This window comes from Caldanaerobius polysaccharolyticus DSM 13641 (assembly GCF_000427425.1).
GTDB lineage: Bacteria > Bacillota > Thermoanaerobacteria > Thermoanaerobacterales > Caldanaerobiaceae > Caldanaerobius > Caldanaerobius polysaccharolyticus.
The window spans coordinates 231,939-255,919 of record NZ_KE386494.1 but is presented as its reverse complement, the minus strand read 5'-3'; the positions used below and the strand labels follow the sequence as shown (position 1 = coordinate 255,919).

The window sequence follows — 23,981 nt, the reverse complement described above, 5'->3', positions numbered from 1 at the left end:
TCTGGTAGTACGCCATAAGGCGTATTTTTTATGTCCGGGAATAAAACCTCATGCCACCTTGGAAAACTACATCCGAGGTGGTTAAAATGAATAAAAAGCAAATTGACATCCTGCTAAAAAACATTGAATTACTCAGAGCAGAACTTGAACTTTTAATTGAAGAACAGGGGATTGACGAGGAAGTTATAAAAAAAAGTAAGGAATTAGATGAGTATATAACCAAATATTATATGTATATAAAAGAGTTAAATAAAAAGTCCTGACCATAAGTCAGGACTTTTGTAGTTGAAATGTAGGGCGTGTTTTTATGATTTAAAGAAAGGGTGGAATAAATAAACAATGCTAAAGAGGTTTAATCTATTCCTGCACTTATAAGGGATTTTTCATTATTTCCGTTTTGTTAGGGCTGTCACGTCCTTCTAGCATAGGCGGACGCCCTTCTAAAGCAGCCAGAGAGATTTCTATGTCCTCTTCGGCTTCTTCAGGGGTCAAACAGCCTACAGTTACCATATCACATGGCCGTATGGTGTGCCATGAGAACGTCAGGCCTACAAAAGGACTTACGCGTCCTGCTGCCATAGGTTTGATAGTCATCACAGGTTTTTTAGCACTCCATATTATTTTATGTACATATTCAATTTCCACCTGCATTAAAAAACCTGCGCAGTTGTAAATCTGTATATACGTCTCTACGTCATATCCATTAAGGTCTGAATAGACGATAAGTTCTGGCATATGGCAGGATAATCCTGGTATCATGTCGTGGTCGCGTATCATCTTCAGATAATCTGGTAACCTTTCTATAGTCTTTTTGTTCTTATTGACCAGCTGTTCTACAGAGGTGTGATGGGGGAGGCAAAAGGTTGCGCCGATTCGTTTACTTAAAGCGATAACTTCTTCAGCTTCTTTGCGGGCCATGGCGTTATCGTCTACATTGATTATCGGCGTATCTATGATAATCATTTTTTTCCCCATGCGGTCTTCCGCTGCTCTGACAGCGTCGATTAATTGTCTATTGCCTGCAAAAGGCCCCATAATTGTATCAACACCCGAGTTTAAAAATACCTCCAGTATGCTTGTAATAGCTTCTACCGTTGAATTTTGTCGCTTTATAAAGTTATCGGCAGCATTACTGGTGTGGCTATAACCAAGTATCCAGTTAGTTCCTATGATCATCCTGGACAGAGACACACCGCCTACATTGGTGCGTGGAAACTTTTTCTCCATATAAAAATCCCCTTTCAACGATAATCGATCTGTTTCTATATAATTTTAGCACAATTGAGAACTGCTTTCTATGTTTTTACTTTTGGTTATAAAATGTTATACTCGAAAATACACATAGAATGTAAAGATAAAAGGAGGGGTACCTAATGAAGATTTATTATGTAAAGCCCAAAAAGGTTCATTTGCTTATTGCGATAGCGATTATAATTCTCATTGTAGTGCTCATGGTCTTGCTTTTTGCCGGCAAGGCTATCAACACCATGAACCAGGATCCTATTTATAAAGGGGACGATAAGACAAAGATTGTGGCTTTTGCCTGTAATGTGGCGTGGGGAGATGATTACCTGAGGCAGATGCTGGATTATTTTGATGATCAAGGTATAAAGATTACCTTTTTTTTTGAGGGAAACTGGGCCGAAAAAAATAAAAATTTTATAAAAGAAATTTATCAGAAAGGCTATGAGATAGGAAGCCATGGCTATACCCATGTAAAATACAGCACTTTATCCGCTGAACAGGTAAAAAATGATATAGTAAAAAACGACGAGTTGCTTAAATCAATCACGGGGCAGAAACCTCTGCTTTTTGCTCCGCCTTACGGCGATTTTAATGATACTACGGTCAAAGTAGCAGAGGCTCTGGGGCATAAGGTGATTATGTGGAGCGTGGATACCATAGATTGGAGAGGTGATGGAGCACCCGCTGTGGTGAACAGAGTCATAAAAAAGTACCATAATGGCGCCATAATTCTCATGCATCCGACCAAGGATACCGTGGAAGCCCTACCTACTATTGTAAACGAGCTAAAGCGCAACGGCTTTAAAATAGGTAGGGTTTCAGACGTTTTGTGAGGTGATTATCGTGAGGCTTAGCCGTTTTGGAGGAAAGGAAATTATAAATTTAAGCGATGGAACCAAGCTAGGGCTGCTGGAAGATGCGGATCTCCTCATTGACGAAAACACCGGTAAAATTGAGGCTTTTTTAATCAACAGCGGAGGGAAGCTTTCTTTTAGGGCTGCAGAGAAAACCAATATCAGGATTCCCTGGGAAAACATAAGGAAGATAGGATCGGATATTATCGTGGTTGAATTTAATAAAAATAGCAGATATAATAGTTAATAAAATATAGTGTTTAGGGGGATTTTGATGAAAATATTGGTGCAGAAATTCGGAGGTACATCTGTAGCAACGCCTGAGCGAAGAGAAATGGTCATACAGAAAATACTAAAAGCTAGAGAAAAAGGATACAAGTGCGTGGTAGTGGTATCTGCTATGGGAAGAAAAGGGGATACGTATGCCACGGATACCCTCATAAACTTGGTTAAAGCGCAGAATTCTTATGTTTCGCTGCGAGAGCTGGACCTTTTGATGTCATGCGGTGAGGTCATATCCTCTGCGGTTATGGCATGTAGCCTCATAAACAAAGGCGTAAAAGCAGCAGCGTTGACGGGGGCTCAGGCCGGCATCATAACGGACGATACCTTCGGGAACGCGGAAGTGTTGAGAGTTGAGCCGTTTAGGATTCTGGAGTACCTGGAAGAAGATTATATACCCGTAGTAGCTGGCTTCCAAGGCGTTACAGAAAAGGGCGATATAACGACATTGAGCAGAGGAGGTAGCGACTTTACTGCCAGCATTTTGGGCGAAGCGTTAGGAGCTGAAGCCATTGAGATATATACCGACGTGGATGGAATTATGACAGCTGATCCCAGAATCGTCCAGGATGCCAGGATTATTGATAAGATAAATTACAACGAGGTCTTTCAGATGGCCGAGCAGGGAGCAAAGGTCATTCATCCCAGAGCCGTGGAAGTGGCTATGAGGGCTAATATACCGTTGATCATTAAAAACACCATGAGCGATCATCCCGGAACTATCATAGGGAACTATAATGAGCTCGTGTACAGTTCAGCCGAGGGCGGTAGGTTAATAACAGCTATAGCTCATGTAACCGATAGGGCTCAGTTCCAGATAGAATTGGGGTCAGAGGATGATCGGCTAGAAAACGAGATATTTGATCAATTGTCTAAAAATCACATAAGCATTGACCTTATAAATGTATTCCCGGGAAAGCTGGTGTTTACGGTAGATGAGAATAAAAGCCAGCAGCTGGAGCAGTTATTGAACAGGTATTCTTTAAGATACAATGTATATCACAATTGTGGAATTGTATCTGTAATTGGTCAGAGGATGAGAGGCGTGCCTGGAGTCATGGCAAGAGTGGTGAAGGCCTTGAGCAGGGAAAACATAAGGATTTTGCAGACGTCTGATTCCCATTCTACCATATCGTGCCTTATAAAAAACGACGATATAAAAAAGGCCGTAATAGCACTTCATAATGAGTTTAACCTTTCTGAGCGATAAAATCTTGTATTTTATCGCTTTTTTATGTGCAAAATAATTTTGAGGTGAGGTCATTGGAAAAGGGCAAAAGAAACACAGTAGCGCCTCCTGTTCCTTCAGAGGCGGCTAATCCACAATTACAAAACATTCAAAACATTGGAACCATAGATATACCTGATGCTGTAGGGGATATTCACTGCCTTACTATAATAGGCCAGATAGAAGGACACATAGTGCTTCCTCCGCAAAATAAGACGACGAAATACGAGCACATTATACCACAGCTTATTGCCATTCAGCAGGATCCAAAAATAAAAGGTCTTATGGTGATTTTAAATACCGTTGGCGGTGACGTGGAGGCAGGTCTTGCTATAGCGGAGATGATTTCTAGCATGTCAAAGCCCACTGTTTCTATCGTGCTGGGAGGAGGGCACAGCATAGGGGTGCCACTGGCCGTATCTTCCAATTACTCATTTATAGCTCCCAGTGCTACGATGACAATACACCCTATAAGGATGAACGGCTTGATCATAGGAGTACCGCAGACCTTTGAATATTTTAACAAAATGCAGGATCGCATTGTGGATTTTGTGGCGAGGAATTCTAAGATAACCAAAGAGAAATTCTTGGATCTCATGTTGAGGACGGGAGAGCTGGCTACAGATGTGGGGACAATACTTGTAGGCAAAGAAGCGGTGGACTGCGGGCTTATTGACGAAGTAGGGGGCGTAAGCCAGGCGCTTGCGAAGTTGAGACAGCTTATTGAACAGACAAATGCTGAAAGAAGGTTGTGATTATGTATTATACAGTGGTTCCTTTTGAGGTCCTGTACGACGGGATAGAGAAGATGTCCAATAAAGACCTACTGGAGTGCCGTGTTGGCAATAGGATCTTGACGCTTAGAAAGAGCTCAGACAGCGAGATGGAGATAGTAAGCGTTTTTTCCACTAATCCGTGGGATTATATGGATCCGCATTTTGCACCTGGCCATAAGATAAAAATAAAGTGGTTTATCCCTTAAAAAAACACAGCTCATTGAAGTCCTTGACGGTTATGCGGCCCGGAAATGAGTTGTTTTTAGCGCATACAGAGAGCTTGTAGTTTGCATCGATGTCGTAAGTCATAAAGTAGCAATCCCTGAACTCAGTGGGATTTTCTAGGGTTATCTTGTCGCCATCCAATTTAATGGAAAAGGATCTCAATGAGATTGCCATACCCGTGCCTATTGCTTTGAGATAGCTTTCTTTTAATGTCCACAGGGTGTAAAAATAGTGCAGCCTTTCTAAGCCATCTTTTTCCATAAGACTTTTATATTCTTCATCGCAAAAAAATCTCTTGGCGATGTTGAAGTCTACCGGCTTTATGAGTTCTACATCAACGCCTATGGGTTTATCGTCTACAGCGCATACTACCCATTGATGGGAGTGAGAAATGTTAAAGTGAAAATTGTCTGCTCCTGGTATGTAAGGCTTGCCATGATTGTTGACCTTAATTTCAATGCGGCTATTTTTAATAGAGAGGTGCTTTTGCACCAGGGACCTTACAAGTATGTCGGCGACCAGCCTTTGCATGGCGATTTCTGGCCTTATGCAGCGTTTAATCCTCTTCTGTTTCTCATCGGGTAAACATTTGAGCAGCTCATCGAATATAATGGATTCAATTTTTTCAGGGATTTTTACCGCGTAAATTTTCATGATGGGATATATCGCTCCTCTGGTTTTGTCTTATTTATTTAATTATATCTTTAATTATATTTTAACGCGGGTTTAGTTTCAACAGATTAAAAAATATTGTAGAAGAGTCAAAAAAATGAGTAAAAAGTCTTGAAGATATGCATTTTGATGATATAATAATAGGTAAGTTTAGGTTAAGGCTGAAATTTACCCGCTAGGCGGTTGATTATAATTATTACAAAAAAAGGGTAAAATAGTTATATAGAGTAGCGCTTCAAGTAGCGAGGTGAAGAATATGAAGTGTCCACACTGCAAAAGTACAAATATAGGGAAGATAGGTAAAAAGATGTACTTTTGCAGAGACTGTGCATGTGAGTTTAAAGTGGAAAAATGGGGTGCCCTTGTATACGAGTACGACGTAGACGGCAGCGTGTTGAAAAAATACAAGGTGTGCGTAAACCTTCTGTGAGCTTAAGAGCTCACTATTTTTTTGCTTTTTTACTTTATTAATAATTTATAAATATTTTATTAATATTTATAGAGGATTTTTTACTTAAATGTAGAATTATATTCAATAGTAACAACGATGCTGGATGCAAGGTGATAGAAAGGGGGGAAAAGATTGAACGATTTCAGATTGTGGTATTATGAGTTTATGGCAAGTAACGCCATAAAGTCATTGGAGAAAAACAATATAAAAGGCTATTATGTAAAGGATATTGACAGCGCTCGCAAAAAGGTACTGGATTTGATACCAGAAGGCAGTACCATAGGTTTGGGCGGTTCTATGACTCTTAATGAACTGGACTTAATAGGCGAATTCAGGTCCAGTAAATACAAGCTGTACGACAGGTACAGAGAAGGGGCATCTAGCCAGGAAATAGAGGAAGCCAAGCGAAATTCTCTTTTGGCAGATGTCTTTGTCACAGGTACCAATGCCATAACTTTAGATGGACATCTTGTAAATTTAGATGGCAACGGCAACAGAGTTGCTGCTATGATATATGGGCCAAAAAAGGTCATAGTGGTGGCAGGGATAAATAAAGTCGTAAAGGATGTAGAAGAGGGTATAAAGAGGTGTAGAGAAGTAGCGGCAGTAATGAATGCCAGGAGGTTTAATTGTAGTCCGGAAGATATTAGCAATTGCACAGTTATAATTGGCAAACAGCCGGAGAACAGGATGCACGTGATAATAATAGGTGATGTTCTGGGATTTTAAAAAATCAGCCGAATCCGCAAGGTACGGGGAAACCATTGTCAGGGGCTAATCCATAGCGAAAGTGTGCTGTGGTAGGGTTATTCCTTTTCCGAGTCCGTCAGCTAACCCCGGAGGCTAAAGGAAGGAGAAAAAAATGAATAGGATTTACAAAAGATTTTTTTACGGAGCGCTGATAATGGGCTTTGTACTTTTTGCTCCTTTTTCTATAAAACGTGTATACGCGGATAGCCTTGGGATTATTACTGGGGATGGAGTCAATGTGAGAAGTGAGGCAAGTCTTGCGTCGAAAGTCATAACTTCTCTTAATAAGAATGACCGAGTCGTATGCGTAAAACTGACTGGTAATTGGTATAGAGTAAGGCTGTCCAATGGCAAAGAGGGATGGGTATACAGCAAGTACATAAAGGTACAACCTACTGTCATTGTTTCTAGAGAAGCGGATATGAAAAGGGCTTATATCACAAGTGACGGTGTAAACCTGAGAAACGATGGCAGCATAAACGCCAAAGTAATCGCTACGTTAAAAAAAGGCCAGCCTGTTTCTGTCAAGGGTCAGAAAAACGGCTGGTATAATGTCGTACTGGCAGATGGCCGGACGGGCTGGGTATATGGTGATTATATTTCTTTGAACGGTATTTCTTCCAGGGGTTTTGAAAGCAGATTGAATGGCCAGAGCGTAGTAGAATACGCGAAACAGTTTTTAGGAACGAGGTACGTTTACGGTGGAACGTCGCCATCGGGTTTTGATTGTTCAGGGTTTACCTCCTATGTATATAAACACTTCGGTATAACGCTGCCAAGGGTGGCAAGCGACCAGGGCAACTACGGCGTGTATGTTTCTAAGGATGATTTGGAGCCCGGAGATCTAGTGTTTTTCGCGACAAGTGGAGGTAGGAATATAACCCATGTAGGGATTTACATAGGCGACAATCAGTTTATACACAGTTCCTCATCGCGCAGAGGCGTAATCATCAGCAAACTGGAAGGCTACTACAGCGACACATATGTGACTGCCAGGCGATGTTTGAGCGAGTAGATTGGACAACGGGGTTGGAGCACTTTTGCAGCGTATTTAAAAATATGATATAATTTATATAAAGTGATGGGTACAACGTGTATCCTTTTTTTATTTACTGGAAAGGGGTAAGTTGATGCAGAAAGTTGTAAGAAATGATGTCAGAAATATTGCAATAATAGCTCATGTGGATCACGGTAAAACCACCCTGGTAGACGGTATGTTAAAGCAAAGCGGCATATTTAGGGCTAATCAAAAGGTCGAGGAGAGGGTATTGGACTCCAATGCACTGGAAAGAGAAAGAGGCATAACCATACTGGCAAAAAATACGGCTGTTAAGTACAACGACGTTACTATAAATATAGTGGATACCCCGGGGCATGCTGACTTTGGCGGCGAAGTAGAGAGGGTCCTGAAAATGGTGGACGGGGTACTTTTGTTGGTAGATGCCTTTGAAGGGCCTATGCCCCAGACAAGGTTTGTGCTGAGAAAAGCATTGGGATTAAACCTGAAACCTATTGTGGTGATAAACAAGATAGACAGACCTGATGCGAGAGTAGAACAGGTCGTTGATGAAGTCCTTGACCTATTTATTGAGTTGGGGGCCAATGACGAGCAGATTGATTTTCCTGTGGTGTATGCATCTGCGCGAGAAGGGATTGCAAAAAGGACCATGGATGAAAATTCTTCGGATTTAAAGCCCCTCTTTGATGCCATACTGGAATATATACCTGCTCCGGAAGGAGTAGTGGATGCGCCTATGCAGCTGTTGGTTACAACTTTAGAATACGATAACTACATCGGCAGGATATGCATAGGCCGTGTGGAGAGGGGAACGGTGAAAGACGGTCAAAATGTAGCTGTATGCAAAAAAGATGGCACTATCGTTAACGCTAAAATAGCCCAATTGTTTATGTACAATGGCCTTAAAAAGGTAGAGGTAGAGAGCGCCTGTGTGGGCGATATCGTAGCTGTAGCTGGGCTTGAAGATGTAAACATAGGGGAGACAATATGCGATGTGGATTTTCCTGAAGCCATTCCCTTTGTGGACATCGATGAGCCTACTGTTACCATGACTTTTAGCACTAACAACAGTCCCTTTGCAGGCAGAGAAGGAGAGTATGTGACTTCAAGGCACTTGAGGGATAGACTTTTTAAAGAGCTGAAGACCAATGTGAGCTTAAGAGTGGAGGAGACGGATACTCCGGATAGCTTTAAAGTCTCTGGGAGAGGGGAATTGCACCTTTCTGTACTCATTGAGACCATGAGGAGAGAGGGGTATGAATTTCAGGTATCCAAACCTACTGTTATAATGAAAAAGATAGACGGGGTGCTGTGCGAACCCGTAGAGGAACTCACAGTGGAAATCCCTGAAGAGTTTATGGGGATAGTCATGGAGAAACTAGGGCCTCGCAAAGCGGAGATGAAGAACATGCACACAATGCCTGATGGCAGGGTAAGGCTGGAGTTTAAAATTCCTTCCAGAGGGCTTATAGGCTATAGATCGCAGTTCATGACAGATACCAAAGGCAACGGCATAATGAACCACGTATTCGTAGGCTATGAACCCTATAAAGGCGACATACCTGGTAGAAGTACAGGCTCTATTGTAGCCTTTGAGACAGGAGAGGCTACCACCTATGGGCTGTATAATGCTCAGGAAAGAGGTATTCTGTTTATAACCCCTGGTACCCAGGTCTACGAGGGTATGGTCGTTGGGGAATGCTCCAGGGAGCAGGATGTGAACGTCAATGTGTGCAAGAAAAAACACCTGACAAATCTACGATCTTCTACAGCAGATGAGGCTTTGCGGCTCGTGCCTCCCAGGATTATGACGCTGGAAGATGCACTGGATTTTATCAACTTCGACGAGCTGGTGGAGGTTACTCCTAAGAGCATAAGGATAAGAAAAAAGATACTTGATAGTCAAGAGAGATACAAAGAAATGGGTCGACAGATAAAAAATAATTCGTAAAAAAGGAATTTGGCCTTTTTTGAAGAAATATATTATTGGTGAGCGTGAATGAGATCAAAAAGAGCCGCGGTACAGAGCAGAAAAGCTCAAGTCAAGGCGTTAAGTTTTATATTGTTTTTATTGATGCCTTTTTTTGTGCTGGTGACAGGTTATTTTCTGGCCATTTATGCAGTGGTACCTTTGTTAAATTCCAGACAGGATAATGCGAAAGCACCGTTTCAGTATACCTACGATATTCCATCTATAACCTTTTTTAGCGTCGAGTTTGAGAAGGATGGCCTGGCTGTCGCCAGCTTTAACAATATATATCATAGAGAATACGATGGGAGGTATTGGGTGGGGGTATTTTTAAAAGAGAGCGACGCCAGGGACGTATTGAAAAAGGTAAATCAGAAAGGGTTAAATGCAAAGATATACGCTTTAAAATACGATAGATTTTCCTTGAGCTATAGCGGCGATAACCATGGAGAGATAAAAGTGATACAGAAATACATCAATGATTTCCAGAAATTACTTGTAGCGCAATCAGAGGTGCTGTGCCAATATGCGGTTAACAAGATAGATGATAATGCTTTTGCGTCCAGTCTGAATGAAATTAAAGGCCGCTTTAATTCTATTGAGAACAGCGTGGCTTCTTATCAAACTAAAGATGTAGCATTTACTCGCATAAAGGATTCAATTATGGCTGTATCCAAAATCAACATTTCGGCTATTGACAGGTCTACGGTTTCTCTCAACTTAAAGGACGGTAATGCGTATAAGATCCTGGAAGACGCTTATATCCAGAGCATAGATGTTTACAAAAATATGATGGAAAATATATCCAAGTGAGGGTTGCGGTTTGACGCTTAAAGAAGTAAAAGAATTATTAAATGCAGTGGTTTTAACAGGTGAAGAATACCTGTATAGAGATGTGAAGGCAGCTTATGGAGCTGATCTGATGAGTGACTTGCTATCTGCATCGGAAGGTAAATCTCTTTTGCTCACCGGTCTGGCAAACGTGCAGGTTATAAGGACAGCAGAGATAATAGATGTGGTATGCGTGGTTTTTGTAAGAGGGAAATGCCCCGGCGATGAGGTAATACGCCTGGCAGAGCAGAAAGGCATAGTTTTGATGAAGACGGATTTAAACATGTACGATGCCTGTGGCCTGCTTTACGTAAACGGGTTGAGGTAGGTGTTGTTTTGACCTATGGGCTATCGAAGAGAGTACAAAATTGCGGCTAGGGATTTTGCCAGGGCAGGAGAGGCCTCCAGCGAGATAAAAAATATTTTAAAGCACTTGGGTTTAAACGAAGCAATTGTAAGAAAAGCTTCCATTGTGGCTTATGAAGCTGAGATGAATGTGGTCATACATTCTTCAGGGGGATATCTGGTTTTGGAAGTGTGCCCTGAGTGCATAGCGCTGTATGCAGATGATACCGGTCCGGGTATAAAGGATTTAAGCCTGGCTATGAAGGAAGGGTACTCTACTGCACCTGATGAAATAAGGGAGATGGGTTTTGGTGCCGGTATGGGGTTGCCCAATATAAAGAAGTGCTCTGACAAGCTGGACATATCGACCAACGCAAAGGGAACTCATCTTAAAGCGATAATTTATTTAAAATAAGGTGATAGATTATGCCGTATACGCATTCAGTGACATTAAATAAGAGCAGGTGCATGGGGTGTACCAATTGTATCAAACGCTGTCCCACAGAGGCTATAAGGGTAAGAGACGGCAAAGCATTTATACTTCAAGAAAAGTGTATTGATTGTGGCGAGTGCATAAGGGTTTGTCCATACCATGCCAAAGAAGCTGTAACAGATACCATGGACGTGATCAATGGTTACCGTTATAAAATCGCTTTACCTGCACCTACGTTTTATTCGCAGTATAAGAATTACAGCGTGGATAGGATACTAGGGGCGCTGATAGCTATAGGCTTTGATGAGGTATTTGAGGTTGCAGCAGCTGCTGAGATCGTGTCCTTTTACACCGCAAGGATTTTGAAGTCAGAAAAAGTCAAAAAACCCGTGATATCTTCTGCGTGTCCTGTAGTTGTAAGGCTTATACAGATACGTTTTCCGTCGCTGATAGACAACATTTTAAAACTGGAATCACCTATGGAGGTGGCGGCGAAGGTAGCTAAAAAATTGGCGACCAAGAAGACAGGGTTAAAAGAAGAAGATATTGGAGTTTTTTTTATATCTCCGTGTGCGGCTAAAGTGACCAGCGTTAAAAATCCTTTAGGTATTAGCAAAAGCTATGTAAATGGCGTATTGAGCATGCAGGACGTTTATTCCCATACCCTCGATGTGATAGATAGGGTTGAGGATGGACGCCAGCGCTTTTCTGGGGATGTAGGTGTAGGTTGGGCTGTATCAGGAGGAGAAGCATACGGCACTGGTACCGAAAACTGCATTTCGGTAGATGGCGTTCAAAATTGTATAAAGGCGCTGGAAGAGATTGAGATGGGGAAGATGAACGATATAGACTTCTTTGAGGGGTTGGCGTGTACAGGGGGATGTGTAGGCGGTCCCCTTACTGTTGAAAACTGTTTTATCGCTAAAAACCGCATTAAGAGGCTGTCAGGAAGTAAAAGAGGGTCGCCGTTTCTAAAAGACTTACTGGGATATATCGATCAGGAAGAAATAAAGCTGGATAAAAAGATAGAGAAAAAAGACGTCATGAAGCTGGATAGCGATTTGTTTGAAGCTTTACGCAAGATGGAAGAAATAGATAGGATATACAAAGAGTTGCCCGGGCTTGATTGCGGATCCTGCGGTGCGCCCAACTGCAGAGCGCTGGCAGAAGATATTGTGATGGGTCACGCCAGTGAAGTGGACTGCATTTTTAAGTTGAGGGAAAGGGTTTCGGAACTCGCTAAAGAGGTGCTAGACCTTTCGGTAAAATTGCCCCCTGTTATAAAGAGAGGAGATGAGGAAGATAAATGAAGGTTGTGGACCTTTTAGATAAAGGTTATGAGAATTTGACGCCCAATGCCGATGTGGAAAAAGAGATAAATGGGGTATATATATGCGACCTGTTGAGCTGGGTTATGTCCCATGCGCAAAAAAATGACGCATGGGTAACAATACAGGTGCATTTAAATGTGGTAGCGGTAGCTCTTTTGACAGAGGTGTCTTGCATCATCATCCCCGAAGGTATAGAAGTCAGCCAGGACACGGTGAAAAAAGCTGATGAAGAGGGGATTCCCATTTTATCCACGGGCAAGTCAGCATATCAGGTTGCGATAGATATTTATCTATCAGGTGACAGATGATGTATGTGGACCTTCACATTCACACAGCGCTATCACCATGTGCATCTGACGATATGACACCTAATAACATCGTAAACATGGCGTTGCTAAAGGGTTTAGACGCCATCGCTGTGACAGACCACAATTCCTCTTTAAATGTGCGCGCTGTGGTACAGGTTGCCAAAGGCAGGATAAAGGTTATTCCGGGTATGGAAGTGCAGAGCAGGGAAGATGTGCATATATTGTGCTTGTTTGATAGCTGTGAAGGTGCCGAACGATTTCAAGAGGTGATTTATCGCCATCTCCCTCCTGTGAGCAATAGGGAAGAGATTTTTGGCAGGCAGCTAATTATGGACTGCAATGACGATATAGTTGGCGTTGAAGACAGGTTGTTGTTAAATGCGGTAAATTTGTCCGTTGAGGATATATGCGCTTTAAGCCGCGATTGCGGTGGCATATCTATACCTGCCCATGTGGACAGACAAGGGTTTGGCATGCTATATCAGTTGGGTTTTATACCTGATAACCTGCTTTTTACCCACCTAGAGGTGTCCCGTCACTGCGATATACCGGACTTTTTAAGGGCACATCCTGAGCTCATGAAATACCACATCATAAAGTCCTCTGATGCCCATCAACTGGGGGACATACTGGAAAGATACGATGCCGTTGAGATATGTATACCAGATTTAAACCTCTATTGAGAGATTTTTTTGTTTTAAATATGTGTTTGAATATTAACTAACAATTACGTATTTTTAAGATTATCGCCTAAAATTGTTTAAAGTTATTGCGCAAATTAGGGCAAAAAATTAAAATTGATAGTTAAAAAACTTACGAAAATATGCTAAAATATAAAGGAAAAAAAGGAGGGGATACAATGCCAGATCTGCTATCAAAAAATCTAGATCCAGAAAAGGTGGAAAAACTAAAAGGAATAATAGAGTACTACAAAGATAAGAGAGGGTCATTGATACCTGTTATGAACGAGGCGCAGGAATTGTTTGGGTACCTGCCTTATGAGGTACAGGAAATGATCGCAAAGGGCCTGAACGTTCCTATATCGGAAGTGTACGGCGTTGCCACGTTTTATTCCAGATTTACGTTGAAGCCAGCAGGCAAATACAAGATAGGTGTATGCCTGGGAACGGCGTGCTACGTAAAAGGGGCAGCGTTAGTGATGGACAAGATCAGAGAAAAATTGGGTATTGAAGCCGGTGAAACTACCAGCGACGGCAAATTTTCGCTGGATGCTACCAGGTGCCTTGGCGCTTGTGGCCTTGCCCCTGTGATGATGATAAATGATGAGGTTTATGGCCGATTGACTCCTGATGAAGTGGTAAAGATCATTGAAAAGTACCAGAACGAAAAATGAGAGAATTATCCATGCACATCATGGATCTGGTGCAGAATTCCATAAAAGCGGGAGCTCATTTTATAAAGGTAACCGTAGTAGAGGATCCCATAAGGGATTTACTGATCGTACAGGTGGATGATGACGGCTGTGGAATGGACGGTAAAATGCTGGAAAACGTGTTTGACCCTTTTTACACTACCAGAGCTACGAGAAAAGTGGGATTGGGTTTGCCTCTTTTTAGAGAAGCCGCCAGGAGATGCGGAGGCGACGTTACGATTAAGTCGGAGCCTGGCAGAGGCGCAAGTGTAAAGGGGGTATTTAAATGGAGCCATATCGACAGGGCACCGCTGGGGGATATGGCAGGAACTTTTGCTGCCCTTATTGCGGCAAATCCACAAGTCGATTTTTTATACGTCCACAGGTATGATGACCGCACCTTTGAGCTGGATACAAGGAAATTGAGAAAAAAACTTGGGGAAGTACCCCTTGACGATTTTGCTGTTATTAAATGGATCAACGGATATTTAAGAGAAGGTATGTCTAACCTTTATGGAGGTGTAAAAAGTGAAGACCATTGAGGAGCTGGAGAAAATAAGGCAAGAAGCCCTTGAAAGGGTTAACTTGAGGAAGGACAGGACAGGTACCAGGGTTGTAGTGGGCATGGCTACCTGTGGCATAGCTGCAGGGGCAAGACCCGTCATGCTGGCTATAATGGATGAGCTGGAAAAGAGGAATATAACCGATGTGGTAGTAGCTCAAACAGGATGTATAGGGCTGTGTAAATTTGAGCCTATAGTAGAGGTGTCCCGTCCCGGCGAAGAAAAAGTGACGTACGTCAAAGTGGATCCAGAAAAAGCCAGACAGATAGTCGTGGAGCATATCATAAATGGCCATGTATTAAAAGAGTGGACAATCGAAAATGTAATCCAATAAATAGGGGGGATTTAAATGCCAAAATTGTACAGATCGCACGTGATGATATGCGGAGGGACTGGCTGCACCTCGTCAAATTCAGATAAAATCGCTGAGAGGTTTAACGAGGAATTAAAATCCAACAATCTCGATCGTGAAGTTCAAGTTGTCAGAACAGGTTGCTTTGGCCTGTGCGAGATGGGGCCTGTGGTAGTCGTATACCCCGAAGGGGTTTTTTATAGCCGGGTAAAGGTGGAGGATGTTCCGGAGATTGTGGAAGAACACCTTTTGAAAGGGCGTATTGTAAAGCGGCTGGTATACGGCGAGTCCATAGACGAAGGCAAGATCAAGCCGCTGGAAGATACCAAGTTCTTTAAGACGCAAAAGAGGATCGCCTTGCGAAATTGCGGTGTAATAGACCCTGAAAACATCGAGGAGTATATCGCCTTCGATGGGTATAAAGCCCTTGCAAAGGTCTTGAAGGAGATGACGCCGCAGCAGGTCATAGATACGATAAAAGCTTCGGGATTGAGAGGACGTGGAGGCGGTGGATTCCCTACAGGGTTGAAATGGCAGTTTACCCATGATGCGCCGGGGGACGAGAAGTACGTGGTGTGCAACGCTGATGAAGGCGACCCGGGTGCGTTTATGGATAGAAGCGTTCTGGAAGGCGATCCCCATAGCGTGCTAGAGGCCATGGCGATAGCCGGTTACGCTGTAGGAGCCAATCAGGGATATATATACGTGAGGGCAGAGTATCCTATTGCTGTTAAGAGGCTAACCGTAGCTATCCAACAGGCCAGGGAATACGGGTTGCTGGGAAAGGATATATTTGGCACTGGCTTTGATTTTGACATAGAAATACGGTTAGGCGCAGGCGCTTTTGTATGCGGAGAGGAGACGGCTCTGTTAAATTCCATAATGGGAAGAAGAGGTGAGCCCAGGCCAAGACCTCCATTTCCTGCCAATAGCGGTGTGTGGGGTAAGCCTACACTAATAAATAACGTTGAGACATATGCCAACATCTGCCCCATAATATTAAATGGCGCTGAATGGTTTGCTTCTATAGGTACCGAGAAATCCAAAGGTACAAAGGTGTTCGCGTTGGGCGGCAAGATAACCAATACCGGCTTGTTAGAAGTGCCCATGGGTACTACTTTAAGGGAAATAATATACGATATAGGTGGTGGAATACCCAACGGCAAGAAGTTTAAGGCAGCTCAGACCGGTGGGCCTTCAGGGGGCTGTATCCCGGCTGAACATCTAGATGTGCCCATCGACTATGACTCCCTTATAAGCATAGGGTCGATGATGGGTTCAGGTGGACTTATAGTCATGGATGAAGATACGTGTATGGTGGATATTGCTAAGTTCTTCCTGGAGTTTACCGTTGATGAGTCCTGCGGTAAGTGTCCTCCGTGCAGGATAGGGACAAAGAGGATGTTGGAGTTGCTGGATAAGATCACCAGTGGTCGTGGAGAAGAGGGAGATGTGGAAAAATTAGAGACATTAGCGAAATCTATTAAAGCGTCGGCTTTGTGCGGGTTAGGTCAGACAGCTCCGAATCCTGTTCTTTCTACCATAAGGTATTTTAGAGAAGAGTACGAGGCGCACATCAGGGACAAAAAATGTCCTGCAGGGGTATGCAAGTCGTTAATCTCGTACTATATAGACCCTGACAAGTGCCGTGGCTGTGCTAAACCCAGGTGTGTTGCAGGATGTCCTGTAGGTGCTATAAGCGGTGAAGCCAGGAAGCCCCATGTAATCGACCAGGATAAATGCATAAAATGCGGTGCGTGCCTTGACAATTGTCCGTTTAAAGCTGTAGTCAAGAAGTAAACGGGAGGAGGAGTGAAGAAATGGATAAGGTTAGTGTTACTATAGATGGGGTAAAAGTGGAAGTGCCTAAGAATTACACTATATTGCAGGCTGCGAAAGAGGCTGGTGTTGACATACCTACGCTATGTTATCTAAAGGGAATAAATGAAATCGGCGCCTGCAGGATATGCGTGGTGGAGGTACAAGGCGCAAAGGCACTTCAAGCGTCCTGTGTTGCCCCGGTTTCCGATGGCATGGTGGTTAGGACCAATACGCCTGTGGTTAGAGAGGCCAGAAAGGCGACGCTAGAGCTTATACTTTCAGATCACGACAGAAGCTGTTTAACCTGTATAAGAAACGGCAATTGTGAACTTCAAGCGCTGGCAAATGAGTTTAATATTTCTGAGTTAAGATTTGAAGGAGCCAGGCACCAAAGTGAAATAGATGATTTATCCGCCTCCATCGTCAGAAATTCCAATAAGTGCGTGTTATGCCGCAGATGCGTATCCATGTGCTCCAATGTTCAGACCGTTAACGCCATTGGGGTAAACGAGAGGGGTTTTAGGTCGGTGGTGTCCCCTATATACGGCATGAGCCTGGCGGATTCCCCGTGCATCAATTGCGGTCAGTGTGTGATTTCATGTCCTACGGGTGCTCTTTATGAGAAAGATCATACCGCCAGGGTATGGGAGGCGCTGGCAGATCCTGAAAAATACGTGGTCGCTCAAACAGCTCCTGCAGTGAGGGTGGCATTAGGAGAGGAATTTGGAATGCCCATTGGGACCAGGGTTACCGGCAAGATGGTAGCGGCCTTAAAGAGATTGGGATTTGATAAAGTTTTTGATACCAACTTTGGCGCAGACCTGACTATCATGGAAGAAGGCAACGAGTTGCTGCACAGGCTTAAAAACGGTGGCAAGCTCCCCATGATTACATCCTGCAGCCCTGGTTGGGTAAAATTCTGCGAGCACTATTATCCTGAATTCCTGGACAATCTCTCAACGTGCAAATCGCCTCATCAGATGCTGGGTGCTATAATCAAAAGTTATTACGCTGAGAAAATGGGCATAGATCCGTCAAAGATATACGTGGTGTCTATAATGCCATGTACCGCAAAGAAGTTTGAGATCGACAGGCCGGAGATGGAACATGATGGATTGAGAGATGTAGACGCTGTACTGACCACAAGAGAATTAGCCAGGATGATAAAAGAAGCCAATATAAACTTTAACAGGCTGGAAGATGAAGAATTTGACGATCCTCTGGGAGAAGCTACAGGTGCTGGAGCTATATTTGGAGTCACCGGAGGGGTTATGGAAGCAGCGCTGAGAACGGTGGCAGATATTGTGGAAGGAAAAGATTTACATGAGTTTGAGTACACCGATGTGAGAGGCTTGGAGGGCGTCAGAGAGGCTACCGTGAGGATAGGGGATTTTGAACTTAGATTAGCAGTGGTCAACGGCACAGGCAACGCCAGAAAGTTGCTGGATAAGGTAAAAGCAGGAGAGGCTAATTACCACTTTATCGAAGTCATGGGCTGCCCTGGTGGATGCATCAATGGAGGCGGTCAGCCTATTGTGTCTTCTAAGATGCAGAGGGAAGTGGATGTGAGGGCGCTTAGAGCCAAAGCTATATATGAGGAAGATAAAAACCTTCCAATAAGAAAATCCCATAAGAATCCTCAAATAGTGGTATTATACGAGGAATACTTAAAAGAGCCTCTGGGGCACAGGTCCCATGAACTGTTGCACACGAAGTATAAAGAGAGAAAGCTTTACAATGTAAAGTAAAATCTATAATATCTTAAAAAAACAGGCTGTCTGCTACAGGCCTGTTTTTTTTTATTGAATGTATATATAAATTATGATATAATGTCATATATCATGTGTTTATGCAGGTGGTGGTAATTTGATTCCTGGCGCAAGAAGGTATAAAAATGCCGTCTTATCTTTTGTGCTCACTTTGTTAATTTTGGCAGGTGGTTTTAAAGCGTACCAAGGTGTGTACAATAATAGGACCATTGAGGATGTGAAACAGATCCACGGCGTTTTGGATGCGAGTATAGAGAAGTCCGGTGACAGTTATACTGTATGGGTTAAAATCGGAAAGGTAAGCAATTTTAAAGATGTGTATACAAAAGCACGAGATGTAATCAAGGCCCGCTATGGGAAATATAATATAAAAGTTGTAGACAATAGGGATTCTGTCTTGGAGAACATTTATTACGGCATTCACTTTGCTATTTACGAAGCGGCAGTTGAGGGTAATTTTTTAGATATGAAAAGAGAAGTGGATAAAGAACTGGCAAATAATAACCTTGACAGTTATAAGATTTTTGTAGATGATTATAATGTATACGTGCAATTGATAAAAGGCAGCAAATATCTTTATGAAATTGTCCCACGGCAGACTCAAAAGACAGGTGCACCTTAAAGGGGGAACAGAAATTGAAGGAAGTGTATTTGGGTATTGCAATAGCGGTGGTGGTTTTTGCGTACTTTATGAGCGTAAATATATTTCCCTTGATCTTTGTGGGAGGTTTGCTTTATATATTTTACAAATTTATGGTAAATCAGGGATTGCTTAAAACCCACGGGTTTGGCACTCTGGTAAGGGTTCCTCAAGAGGATTTTTCCTGCATTGGCGGGCAAAGCACTGCTATATCCGAGTTGAAAGAAGCCCTTGACTTTATACTGGACAGCGACAAGATTGAGAAAATGGGGATAAGGCCGTTAAAGGGTTTGTTGCTTACAGGGCCTCCTGGCACTGGTAAAACGTTGCTGGCGAAAGCAGCAGCTAATTACACCGATTCAGTTTTTATAGCTACGTCTGGTAGTGAGTTTATAGAGGTTTACGCTGGGGTGGGTGCTCAGCGAGTGAGAAAGCTGTTTCAAAGTGCCAGGGATAGGGCCAAGGCCGAAAACAAAAAGAGCGCCATTATATTCATCGACGAAATCGACATATTAGGCGCCAGGCGAGGTACCCATGAAAGTCACATGGAATATGACCAGACGCTCAACCAGCTGTTGGTGGAGATGGACGGAATAAATGCAGACGATGACGTCAAGATATTGGTTTTGGCCGCTACTAACAGGCCAGATATGCTGGACCCTGCACTTTTGAGGCCCGGAAGGTTTGACAGACAGGTAAAAGTTGATTTACCTGATAAGGAGGGCAGACTTCAGATATTAAAAATACACGTAAAAAATAAACCTTTGGCTGACGATGTAGACCTTGATGCGATAGCGAGGGAGACCTTTGGCTTTTCTGGGGCTCACCTGGAAAGCCTGGCCAATGAAGCGGCTATAAACGCCATGAGAAATAAAAGCGATAAGATAACCCAGAAGGATTTTCTTCAGGCTATCGACAAAGTTATTCTGGGCGAGAAAATCGACAAAAAGCCTAGTTCAGAAGAGCTTTACAGGATAGCCGTTCACGAAGCAGGCCATGCCATAGTTAGCGAGATGTTGGAAAGAGGGAGCGTGGCTAATCTCACTATTGTCCCCAGAGGTAACGCCATGGGCTTTTTGCGGCAGTCCCTGGAAGAGGACAGGTACATTTACACGAGAGAACAGCTGGAAAATCAGATAATGGTGTGCCTCGCAGGTTCTGCCGCGGAAAAAGTCATATTAGGCAATAAGAGCACGGGTGCCAGCAATGATTTTGAAAAAGCGGTAGAGCTGGCAAAAGAAATAATCTTCTCAGGGCTGTCATCGCTGGGAATAATAAGCAAAGATGACATTTCGCCTAAAAAGGTCAATGACGAGGTGACCAATATAATAAGTCGCCTGGAAAAAAAGACTACGGAGTTGCTCATCGACAATCACTTTGTGATACACAAAGTAGTCGATGTGTTAAGGGAAAAAGAGACGATTTCGGGGGAAGAGCTGAGGAGTATATTGAACTCTAGCTTTTAGTCGCTGTCTTCCCATACATCTCTCATAAGCCGATTGATCTTGTTTTTCCTATTCCGCGTTTTGTTGCGGTCGATTTTCATGGAGCTCATGTCTACGACATCTCCTTCTCTTGCGTCAGGAGGTAGGAGATGTCGCTTTACTATAACCGTTTTGCCTTCTGTTTCAATTACAGCCATATCGCCTTCAAATCTATCGATGACGCCAAAACCCATATTCCACCATCCTCTCTACTGTTTATTTTATCAGAGAAAAGACAAACAGCGTAAGCGTGAGCGCTATTAGGACTACAGTGGTAACCCAGCCTATGGCGTTTTTCAGTGGGGTATTTACGTATTTGCCCATTATTTCTTTGTTATTGACCAACAACATCATCGATATCAAGACCACAGGCAACAAAATTCCATTTAAGACCTGAGTCCATATAGTAATGGTTATCAATGGCGCATGGGGTATGAGGATAATGGCTACCGCGATTACTATGATGACTGTAAAAAGCGTGTAAAACTGAGGGGCTTCGCTTAATTTTTTATCGATTCCGGCTTCAAAACCAAAGGCCTCGCATATGTAAAAGGCGGTAGCTACTGGCAATATGGCTGCAGAGAAAACTGAAGCGATAAAGAGCCCAAATGCGAAGACCTGTGAAGCCAGTGTTCCGGCTAACGGCTTTAAGGCCATAGCCGCATCTTTGGCTTCTTCAATTTTTATTCCATTTATGTGCAACGTGGACGCACAGGCTACTACGATAAAAAAGGCCACCAATACCGTCGCAATGCATCCTATTATGACATCCCAGAGGGTATACCTGTAATCTTCTACCTTAATCCCCTTTTCGATGACTGATGACTGCATGTAAAATTGCATCCACGGAGCTATAGTGGTACCCACCATACCTATGACCATGCTTAAATAATTGGGACTTATTTCTACAGATGGTCTCACTATAGCCATGCCTATGCTTTTCCAATCCGGTTTTGCCATAAGCGCAGAGATTATATAAGACAGCAAAAATATACTAAAAAGCAAAAATACTTTTTCGGCTATTTTGTAATTGCCTTTAACGATGAGAAGCCACACACCTATAGCTACAAGGGGCACGATAACGTACTTATTTATACCAAAGATCTCCATGCTACCCGCTATTCCCGCAAATTCTGTGGCTGTATTTCCGATGTCAGCAATGAGTAAACCTAGAAATATAAAAAAAGTTATTTTCACGCCGAAATTTTCCCTTATGAGGTCAGCAAGTCCCTTACCGGTGACGATTCCCATTCGGGCGTTCATCTCCTGTATTACGATCAGAACGATAAATGATGGGAGTAATGTCCACAATAGGTTGTATCCATATGCTGCCCCTGCAACCGAGTACGTAGTTATTCCCCCGGCATCGTTGTCCACACTGCCTGCTATTATTCCAGGGCCTAATATCGATAAAAAAATAAGCATATTGGTCAACCAGTTTTTTCTCTTTGCTTTCATCTTTATTACCTCCTTACGTAGTTTTTCCTGCTTTTCATAAGCTCGTATATGATGTCATTTATTATTACGGTACCCAATAATTCCATATTCTTATCTACTACTGGAATGGCCATAAGACTGTATTTAGACACGGTTTTAATGAGAGAGCTTATGGGGTCCATGTCGTATACGTATATCACGTCTGTGTTCATTATCTTTTCCAGTGGCACATCGGGCTCTGATATCACCAGATCTCTTAGGGATACAACACCTATCAGTCTGTTTTTGCTATCAACTACGTAGAGGTAATAAATGGTATCTTCTTCTGGTTTAATTCGCCTGAGTTCCTGTATAGTCTCTTCAGCGGTCAACGTGTGTTTAAATGATATATAATCGGTGGTCATAAGGCTTCCCACGGTGTACTCCGGGTATTCCATGAGTTCCCTTATTTCCGTGGACACGGTATTTTCCATCTCGTTGAGCAGTTCTTCTACCCTGTCTTCATTTAAGTCGTCCAGGATATCTGCCACTTCATCAGGGGACATTTCTTCCAGTATATCAGCGGCTTTTTCCGCTGAAAGAGTGTTTAAAATATTCCTCTGAGTATCTGATTCCATTTCTTCCAGCACGTCGGCAGCTCGAGACCTGTCGAGGCTAGAAAATATCGCCATGCCTGATTTAATGTCCAATTCTTCGATGATGTCAGCTAGATCTGATGGATGCAGTGTAGATAGCTTTTGGTGGGTTTTTGATAGCATGATATTCTCGTTGGCTTGAGGAATTGTTTCAATATCTTCCCATAGTATAAATTTACTGGAAATATTTATGTTAAACTTCTTCAATAATCTCTTAAGGGGTTTGGCCAGACCCAGGCGCCTCAGAAGGCCTTCTATGCCGATGTCTACAGCAATGGCATAAAGGCCTGACTCTAAAAGGACCAGGCGCACGTCGTTAACTCTGACCACTTTTCTCCCGTTGATATCTATGATCTGTTTGTCCAGCACGTACTTTGCTAAGAACAGTAAGTTTTCTGTATTTTTAATTTCTATCGGTTTTGTGCAGGAAATCTCGTATTGACCGTGTTTTTTAGTTATTTTAAAATTATTCCATTTAAAATATTTAATTCCAGAAACTGTCTTAACTTTTACCGCCAATGCAATGGGGTGCTGAATTTCAGAAGAGACTCCTATGTCCAGGAGCTTTCCCAGTACTTCCCTTTCACGAGAATAGATTTTGTTCCCGAGCACCCTGCTCAGGTAAAGGCTCATGATTGGCATAATGCATCCTCCTTTTTTCGGAAGGATGCATGGCCTTTTTTAGCGACAGGACATAATTAAAATGGACATACATCCTTCCTTATTTAAGTAATGTTGATAATAAGGACTACTGTCCATTTAAAAAACACACTCCTTAAAGGCTAAAATTAAGCTATTCGTGGCAAAATTATTCTATATCATACGTACGGCGTTGTCAACAATTTTTATTTCCTGGTAATTAGTTTGGCAAAAGACTTCCGCCTTATACCCGTAATAGGTTTCCTTTTATTTTGAGTGAGGATGTGGTATAATATATTTACGATAAGAGAGAGGAGGCTTTCTTATATGAAAGAGAAAGTACAAGAAGTTTTGGAATTGATCAGGCCATCCCTTCAAGCAGACGGCGGTGATGTGGAACTGGTGGATGTAGATGAGGATGGCGTTGTGAAAGTAAAACTTACAGGTGCATGTGGAGGCTGCCCTTTTGCACTGTTGACGCTTCAGCAGGGCATTGAGAGGAGCATAAAGGAAAGGGTGCCTGAAGTTAAAAAAGTAGTTTCTGTTTGATA

General features: G+C 42.8%; 29 protein-coding genes and 1 riboswitch. Of the genes, 24 read left to right on the top strand and 5 right to left on the bottom strand.

Annotation, left to right across the window (positions count from 1 at the left end; genetic code table 11):
• Window positions 1-86: 86 nt before the first annotated feature.
• Entirely contained in the window at window positions 87-263 is a 177-nt protein-coding gene (locus tag CALPO_RS14370) for a Spo0E family sporulation regulatory protein-aspartic acid phosphatase (RefSeq protein WP_169736176.1), read from the top strand.
• A gap of 106 nt (window positions 264-369) precedes the next feature.
• Here CALPO_RS14370 and CALPO_RS0102225 read toward each other — a convergent pair whose 3' ends face one another.
• Window positions 370-1,227 (bottom strand): P-loop NTPase family protein, encoded by an 858-nt coding sequence (locus CALPO_RS0102225; RefSeq protein ID WP_026485872.1) that lies wholly within the window; start codon window positions 1,225-1,227, stop codon window positions 370-372.
• Window positions 1,228-1,373: 146 nt separating this feature from the next.
• On the opposite strand from CALPO_RS0102225, the gene CALPO_RS0102220 reads away from it, so the two are divergent.
• From CALPO_RS0102220 to CALPO_RS0102200, 5 genes are read left to right on the top strand one after another with little or no spacing between them, the layout of a single operon-like run.
• Complete coding sequence (locus CALPO_RS0102220) at window positions 1,374-2,078, top strand: polysaccharide deacetylase family protein (protein ID WP_026485871.1); 705 nt, start codon at window positions 1,374-1,376, stop codon at window positions 2,076-2,078.
• Between the two features lie 10 nt (window positions 2,079-2,088).
• Window positions 2,089-2,346, top strand: coding sequence for a YlmC/YmxH family sporulation protein (locus CALPO_RS0102215; protein WP_026485870.1), 258 nt, complete (start codon window positions 2,089-2,091; stop codon window positions 2,344-2,346).
• Between the two features lie 27 nt (window positions 2,347-2,373).
• Window positions 2,374-3,591, top strand: a complete 1,218-nt coding sequence (dapG, locus tag CALPO_RS0102210; protein ID WP_026485869.1) for an aspartate kinase — start codon at window positions 2,374-2,376, stop codon at window positions 3,589-3,591.
• Window positions 3,592-3,644: 53 nt separating this feature from the next.
• Window positions 3,645-4,364, top strand: coding sequence for a ClpP family protease (locus CALPO_RS0102205; protein WP_051585781.1), 720 nt, complete (start codon window positions 3,645-3,647; stop codon window positions 4,362-4,364).
• Between the two features lie 2 nt (window positions 4,365-4,366).
• Window positions 4,367-4,591, top strand: coding sequence for a YlzJ-like family protein (locus tag CALPO_RS0102200; RefSeq protein ID WP_026485867.1), 225 nt, complete (start codon window positions 4,367-4,369; stop codon window positions 4,589-4,591).
• Here the strand turns inward: CALPO_RS0102200 and CALPO_RS0102195 are convergent.
• Window positions 4,581-5,264 (bottom strand): 4'-phosphopantetheinyl transferase family protein, encoded by a 684-nt coding sequence (locus CALPO_RS0102195; protein ID WP_026485866.1) that lies wholly within the window; start codon window positions 5,262-5,264, stop codon window positions 4,581-4,583. The two genes, CALPO_RS0102200 and CALPO_RS0102195, sit on opposite strands and share 11 nt — an antisense overlap.
• Window positions 5,265-5,538: 274 nt before the next feature.
• Here CALPO_RS0102195 and CALPO_RS14740 point away from each other — a divergent pair, with 274 nt between their 5' ends.
• From CALPO_RS14740 to CALPO_RS0102110, 17 genes are all read left to right on the top strand, one after another.
• Window positions 5,539-5,712 carry a hypothetical protein gene (locus CALPO_RS14740; RefSeq protein WP_169736175.1) on the top strand — a complete coding sequence of 58 codons (174 nt, stop codon included), beginning with the start codon at window positions 5,539-5,541 and terminating at the stop codon, window positions 5,710-5,712.
• Window positions 5,713-5,865: 153 nt separating this feature from the next.
• Window positions 5,866-6,462, top strand: coding sequence for a lactate utilization protein (locus CALPO_RS0102185; RefSeq protein ID WP_051585779.1), 597 nt, complete (start codon window positions 5,866-5,868; stop codon window positions 6,460-6,462).
• Window positions 6,459-6,593: riboswitch (cyclic di-AMP (ydaO/yuaA leader) on the top strand. (Overlaps the previous gene by 4 nt.)
• Window positions 6,594-6,595: 2 nt before the next feature.
• Window positions 6,596-7,498: a C40 family peptidase gene (locus CALPO_RS0102180; RefSeq protein WP_026485864.1), complete on the top strand. Its 903-nt coding sequence runs from the start codon at window positions 6,596-6,598 to the stop codon at window positions 7,496-7,498.
• A gap of 115 nt (window positions 7,499-7,613) precedes the next feature.
• Window positions 7,614-9,452: a translational GTPase TypA gene (gene typA / locus CALPO_RS0102175; protein WP_026485863.1), complete on the top strand. Its 1,839-nt coding sequence runs from the start codon at window positions 7,614-7,616 to the stop codon at window positions 9,450-9,452.
• A 48-nt stretch (window positions 9,453-9,500) separates the two neighbouring features.
• Complete coding sequence (locus tag CALPO_RS0102170) at window positions 9,501-10,283, top strand: hypothetical protein (RefSeq protein WP_026485862.1); 783 nt, start codon at window positions 9,501-9,503, stop codon at window positions 10,281-10,283.
• A gap of 10 nt (window positions 10,284-10,293) precedes the next feature.
• Entirely contained in the window at window positions 10,294-10,629 is a 336-nt protein-coding gene (locus tag CALPO_RS0102165; protein WP_026485861.1) for a hypothetical protein, read from the top strand.
• Between the two features lie 15 nt (window positions 10,630-10,644).
• The gene (locus tag CALPO_RS0102160; protein WP_026485860.1) at window positions 10,645-11,061 is read left to right on the top strand and encodes an ATP-binding protein; all 417 of its coding nucleotides are present in this window, start codon (window positions 10,645-10,647) and stop codon (window positions 11,059-11,061) included.
• A gap of 11 nt (window positions 11,062-11,072) precedes the next feature.
• The gene (locus CALPO_RS0102155) at window positions 11,073-12,389 is read left to right on the top strand and encodes a [Fe-Fe] hydrogenase large subunit C-terminal domain-containing protein (protein WP_026485859.1); all 1,317 of its coding nucleotides are present in this window, start codon (window positions 11,073-11,075) and stop codon (window positions 12,387-12,389) included.
• Entirely contained in the window at window positions 12,386-12,718 is a 333-nt protein-coding gene (locus CALPO_RS0102150) for a DRTGG domain-containing protein (RefSeq protein WP_026485858.1), read from the top strand. Before CALPO_RS0102155 ends, CALPO_RS0102150 begins: the two co-directional genes overlap by 4 nt.
• Complete coding sequence (locus CALPO_RS0102145) at window positions 12,715-13,401, top strand: PHP domain-containing protein (RefSeq protein ID WP_026485857.1); 687 nt, start codon at window positions 12,715-12,717, stop codon at window positions 13,399-13,401. Before CALPO_RS0102150 ends, CALPO_RS0102145 begins: the two co-directional genes overlap by 4 nt.
• A gap of 176 nt (window positions 13,402-13,577) precedes the next feature.
• Entirely contained in the window at window positions 13,578-14,072 is a 495-nt protein-coding gene (gene nuoE / locus CALPO_RS0102140; protein WP_026485856.1) for an NADH-quinone oxidoreductase subunit NuoE, read from the top strand.
• Window positions 14,073-14,083: 11 nt separating this feature from the next.
• The gene (locus CALPO_RS0102135; protein WP_218915133.1) at window positions 14,084-14,632 is read left to right on the top strand and encodes an ATP-binding protein; all 549 of its coding nucleotides are present in this window, start codon (window positions 14,084-14,086) and stop codon (window positions 14,630-14,632) included.
• Window positions 14,619-14,987: a (2Fe-2S) ferredoxin domain-containing protein gene (locus tag CALPO_RS0102130; protein ID WP_026485854.1), complete on the top strand. Its 369-nt coding sequence runs from the start codon at window positions 14,619-14,621 to the stop codon at window positions 14,985-14,987. Before CALPO_RS0102135 ends, CALPO_RS0102130 begins: the two co-directional genes overlap by 14 nt.
• Window positions 14,988-15,002: 15 nt before the next feature.
• Window positions 15,003-16,805, top strand: coding sequence for an NADH-quinone oxidoreductase subunit NuoF (gene nuoF, locus CALPO_RS0102125; protein WP_026485853.1), 1,803 nt, complete (start codon window positions 15,003-15,005; stop codon window positions 16,803-16,805).
• A gap of 20 nt (window positions 16,806-16,825) precedes the next feature.
• Window positions 16,826-18,574 (top strand): NADH-dependent [FeFe] hydrogenase, group A6, encoded by a 1,749-nt coding sequence (locus CALPO_RS0102120; protein WP_026485852.1) that lies wholly within the window; start codon window positions 16,826-16,828, stop codon window positions 18,572-18,574.
• A 118-nt stretch (window positions 18,575-18,692) separates the two neighbouring features.
• A complete protein-coding gene (locus tag CALPO_RS0102115) occupies window positions 18,693-19,217 on the top strand; it encodes a hypothetical protein (RefSeq protein ID WP_026485851.1) in 525 nt (174 codons plus the stop codon).
• 68 nt (window positions 19,218-19,285) lie between these two features.
• Window positions 19,286-20,701 carry an AAA family ATPase gene (locus CALPO_RS0102110; RefSeq protein ID WP_051585864.1) on the top strand — a complete coding sequence of 472 codons (1,416 nt, stop codon included), beginning with the start codon at window positions 19,286-19,288 and terminating at the stop codon, window positions 20,699-20,701.
• On the opposite strand, the gene CALPO_RS0102105 is transcribed toward CALPO_RS0102110, so the two are convergent.
• Genes CALPO_RS0102105 through CALPO_RS0102095 form a run of 3 tightly spaced genes read right to left on the bottom strand, consistent with a single transcriptional unit; the run spans window position 20,698 to window position 23,433 of the window.
• Complete coding sequence (locus CALPO_RS0102105) at window positions 20,698-20,913, bottom strand: DUF3006 domain-containing protein (RefSeq protein ID WP_026485849.1); 216 nt, start codon at window positions 20,911-20,913, stop codon at window positions 20,698-20,700. The genes CALPO_RS0102110 and CALPO_RS0102105 overlap by 4 nt on opposite strands.
• A gap of 22 nt (window positions 20,914-20,935) precedes the next feature.
• Complete coding sequence (locus CALPO_RS0102100; protein WP_026485848.1) at window positions 20,936-22,177, bottom strand: Nramp family divalent metal transporter; 1,242 nt, start codon at window positions 22,175-22,177, stop codon at window positions 20,936-20,938.
• A 5-nt stretch (window positions 22,178-22,182) separates the two neighbouring features.
• The gene (locus CALPO_RS0102095) at window positions 22,183-23,433 is read right to left on the bottom strand and encodes a magnesium transporter (protein WP_026485847.1); all 1,251 of its coding nucleotides are present in this window, start codon (window positions 23,431-23,433) and stop codon (window positions 22,183-22,185) included.
• A gap of 324 nt (window positions 23,434-23,757) precedes the next feature.
• Here CALPO_RS0102095 and CALPO_RS0102090 point away from each other — a divergent pair, with 324 nt between their 5' ends.
• Window positions 23,758-23,979, top strand: a complete 222-nt coding sequence (locus CALPO_RS0102090; protein ID WP_026485846.1) for a NifU family protein — start codon at window positions 23,758-23,760, stop codon at window positions 23,977-23,979.
• Window positions 23,980-23,981: the final 2 nt, after the last annotated feature.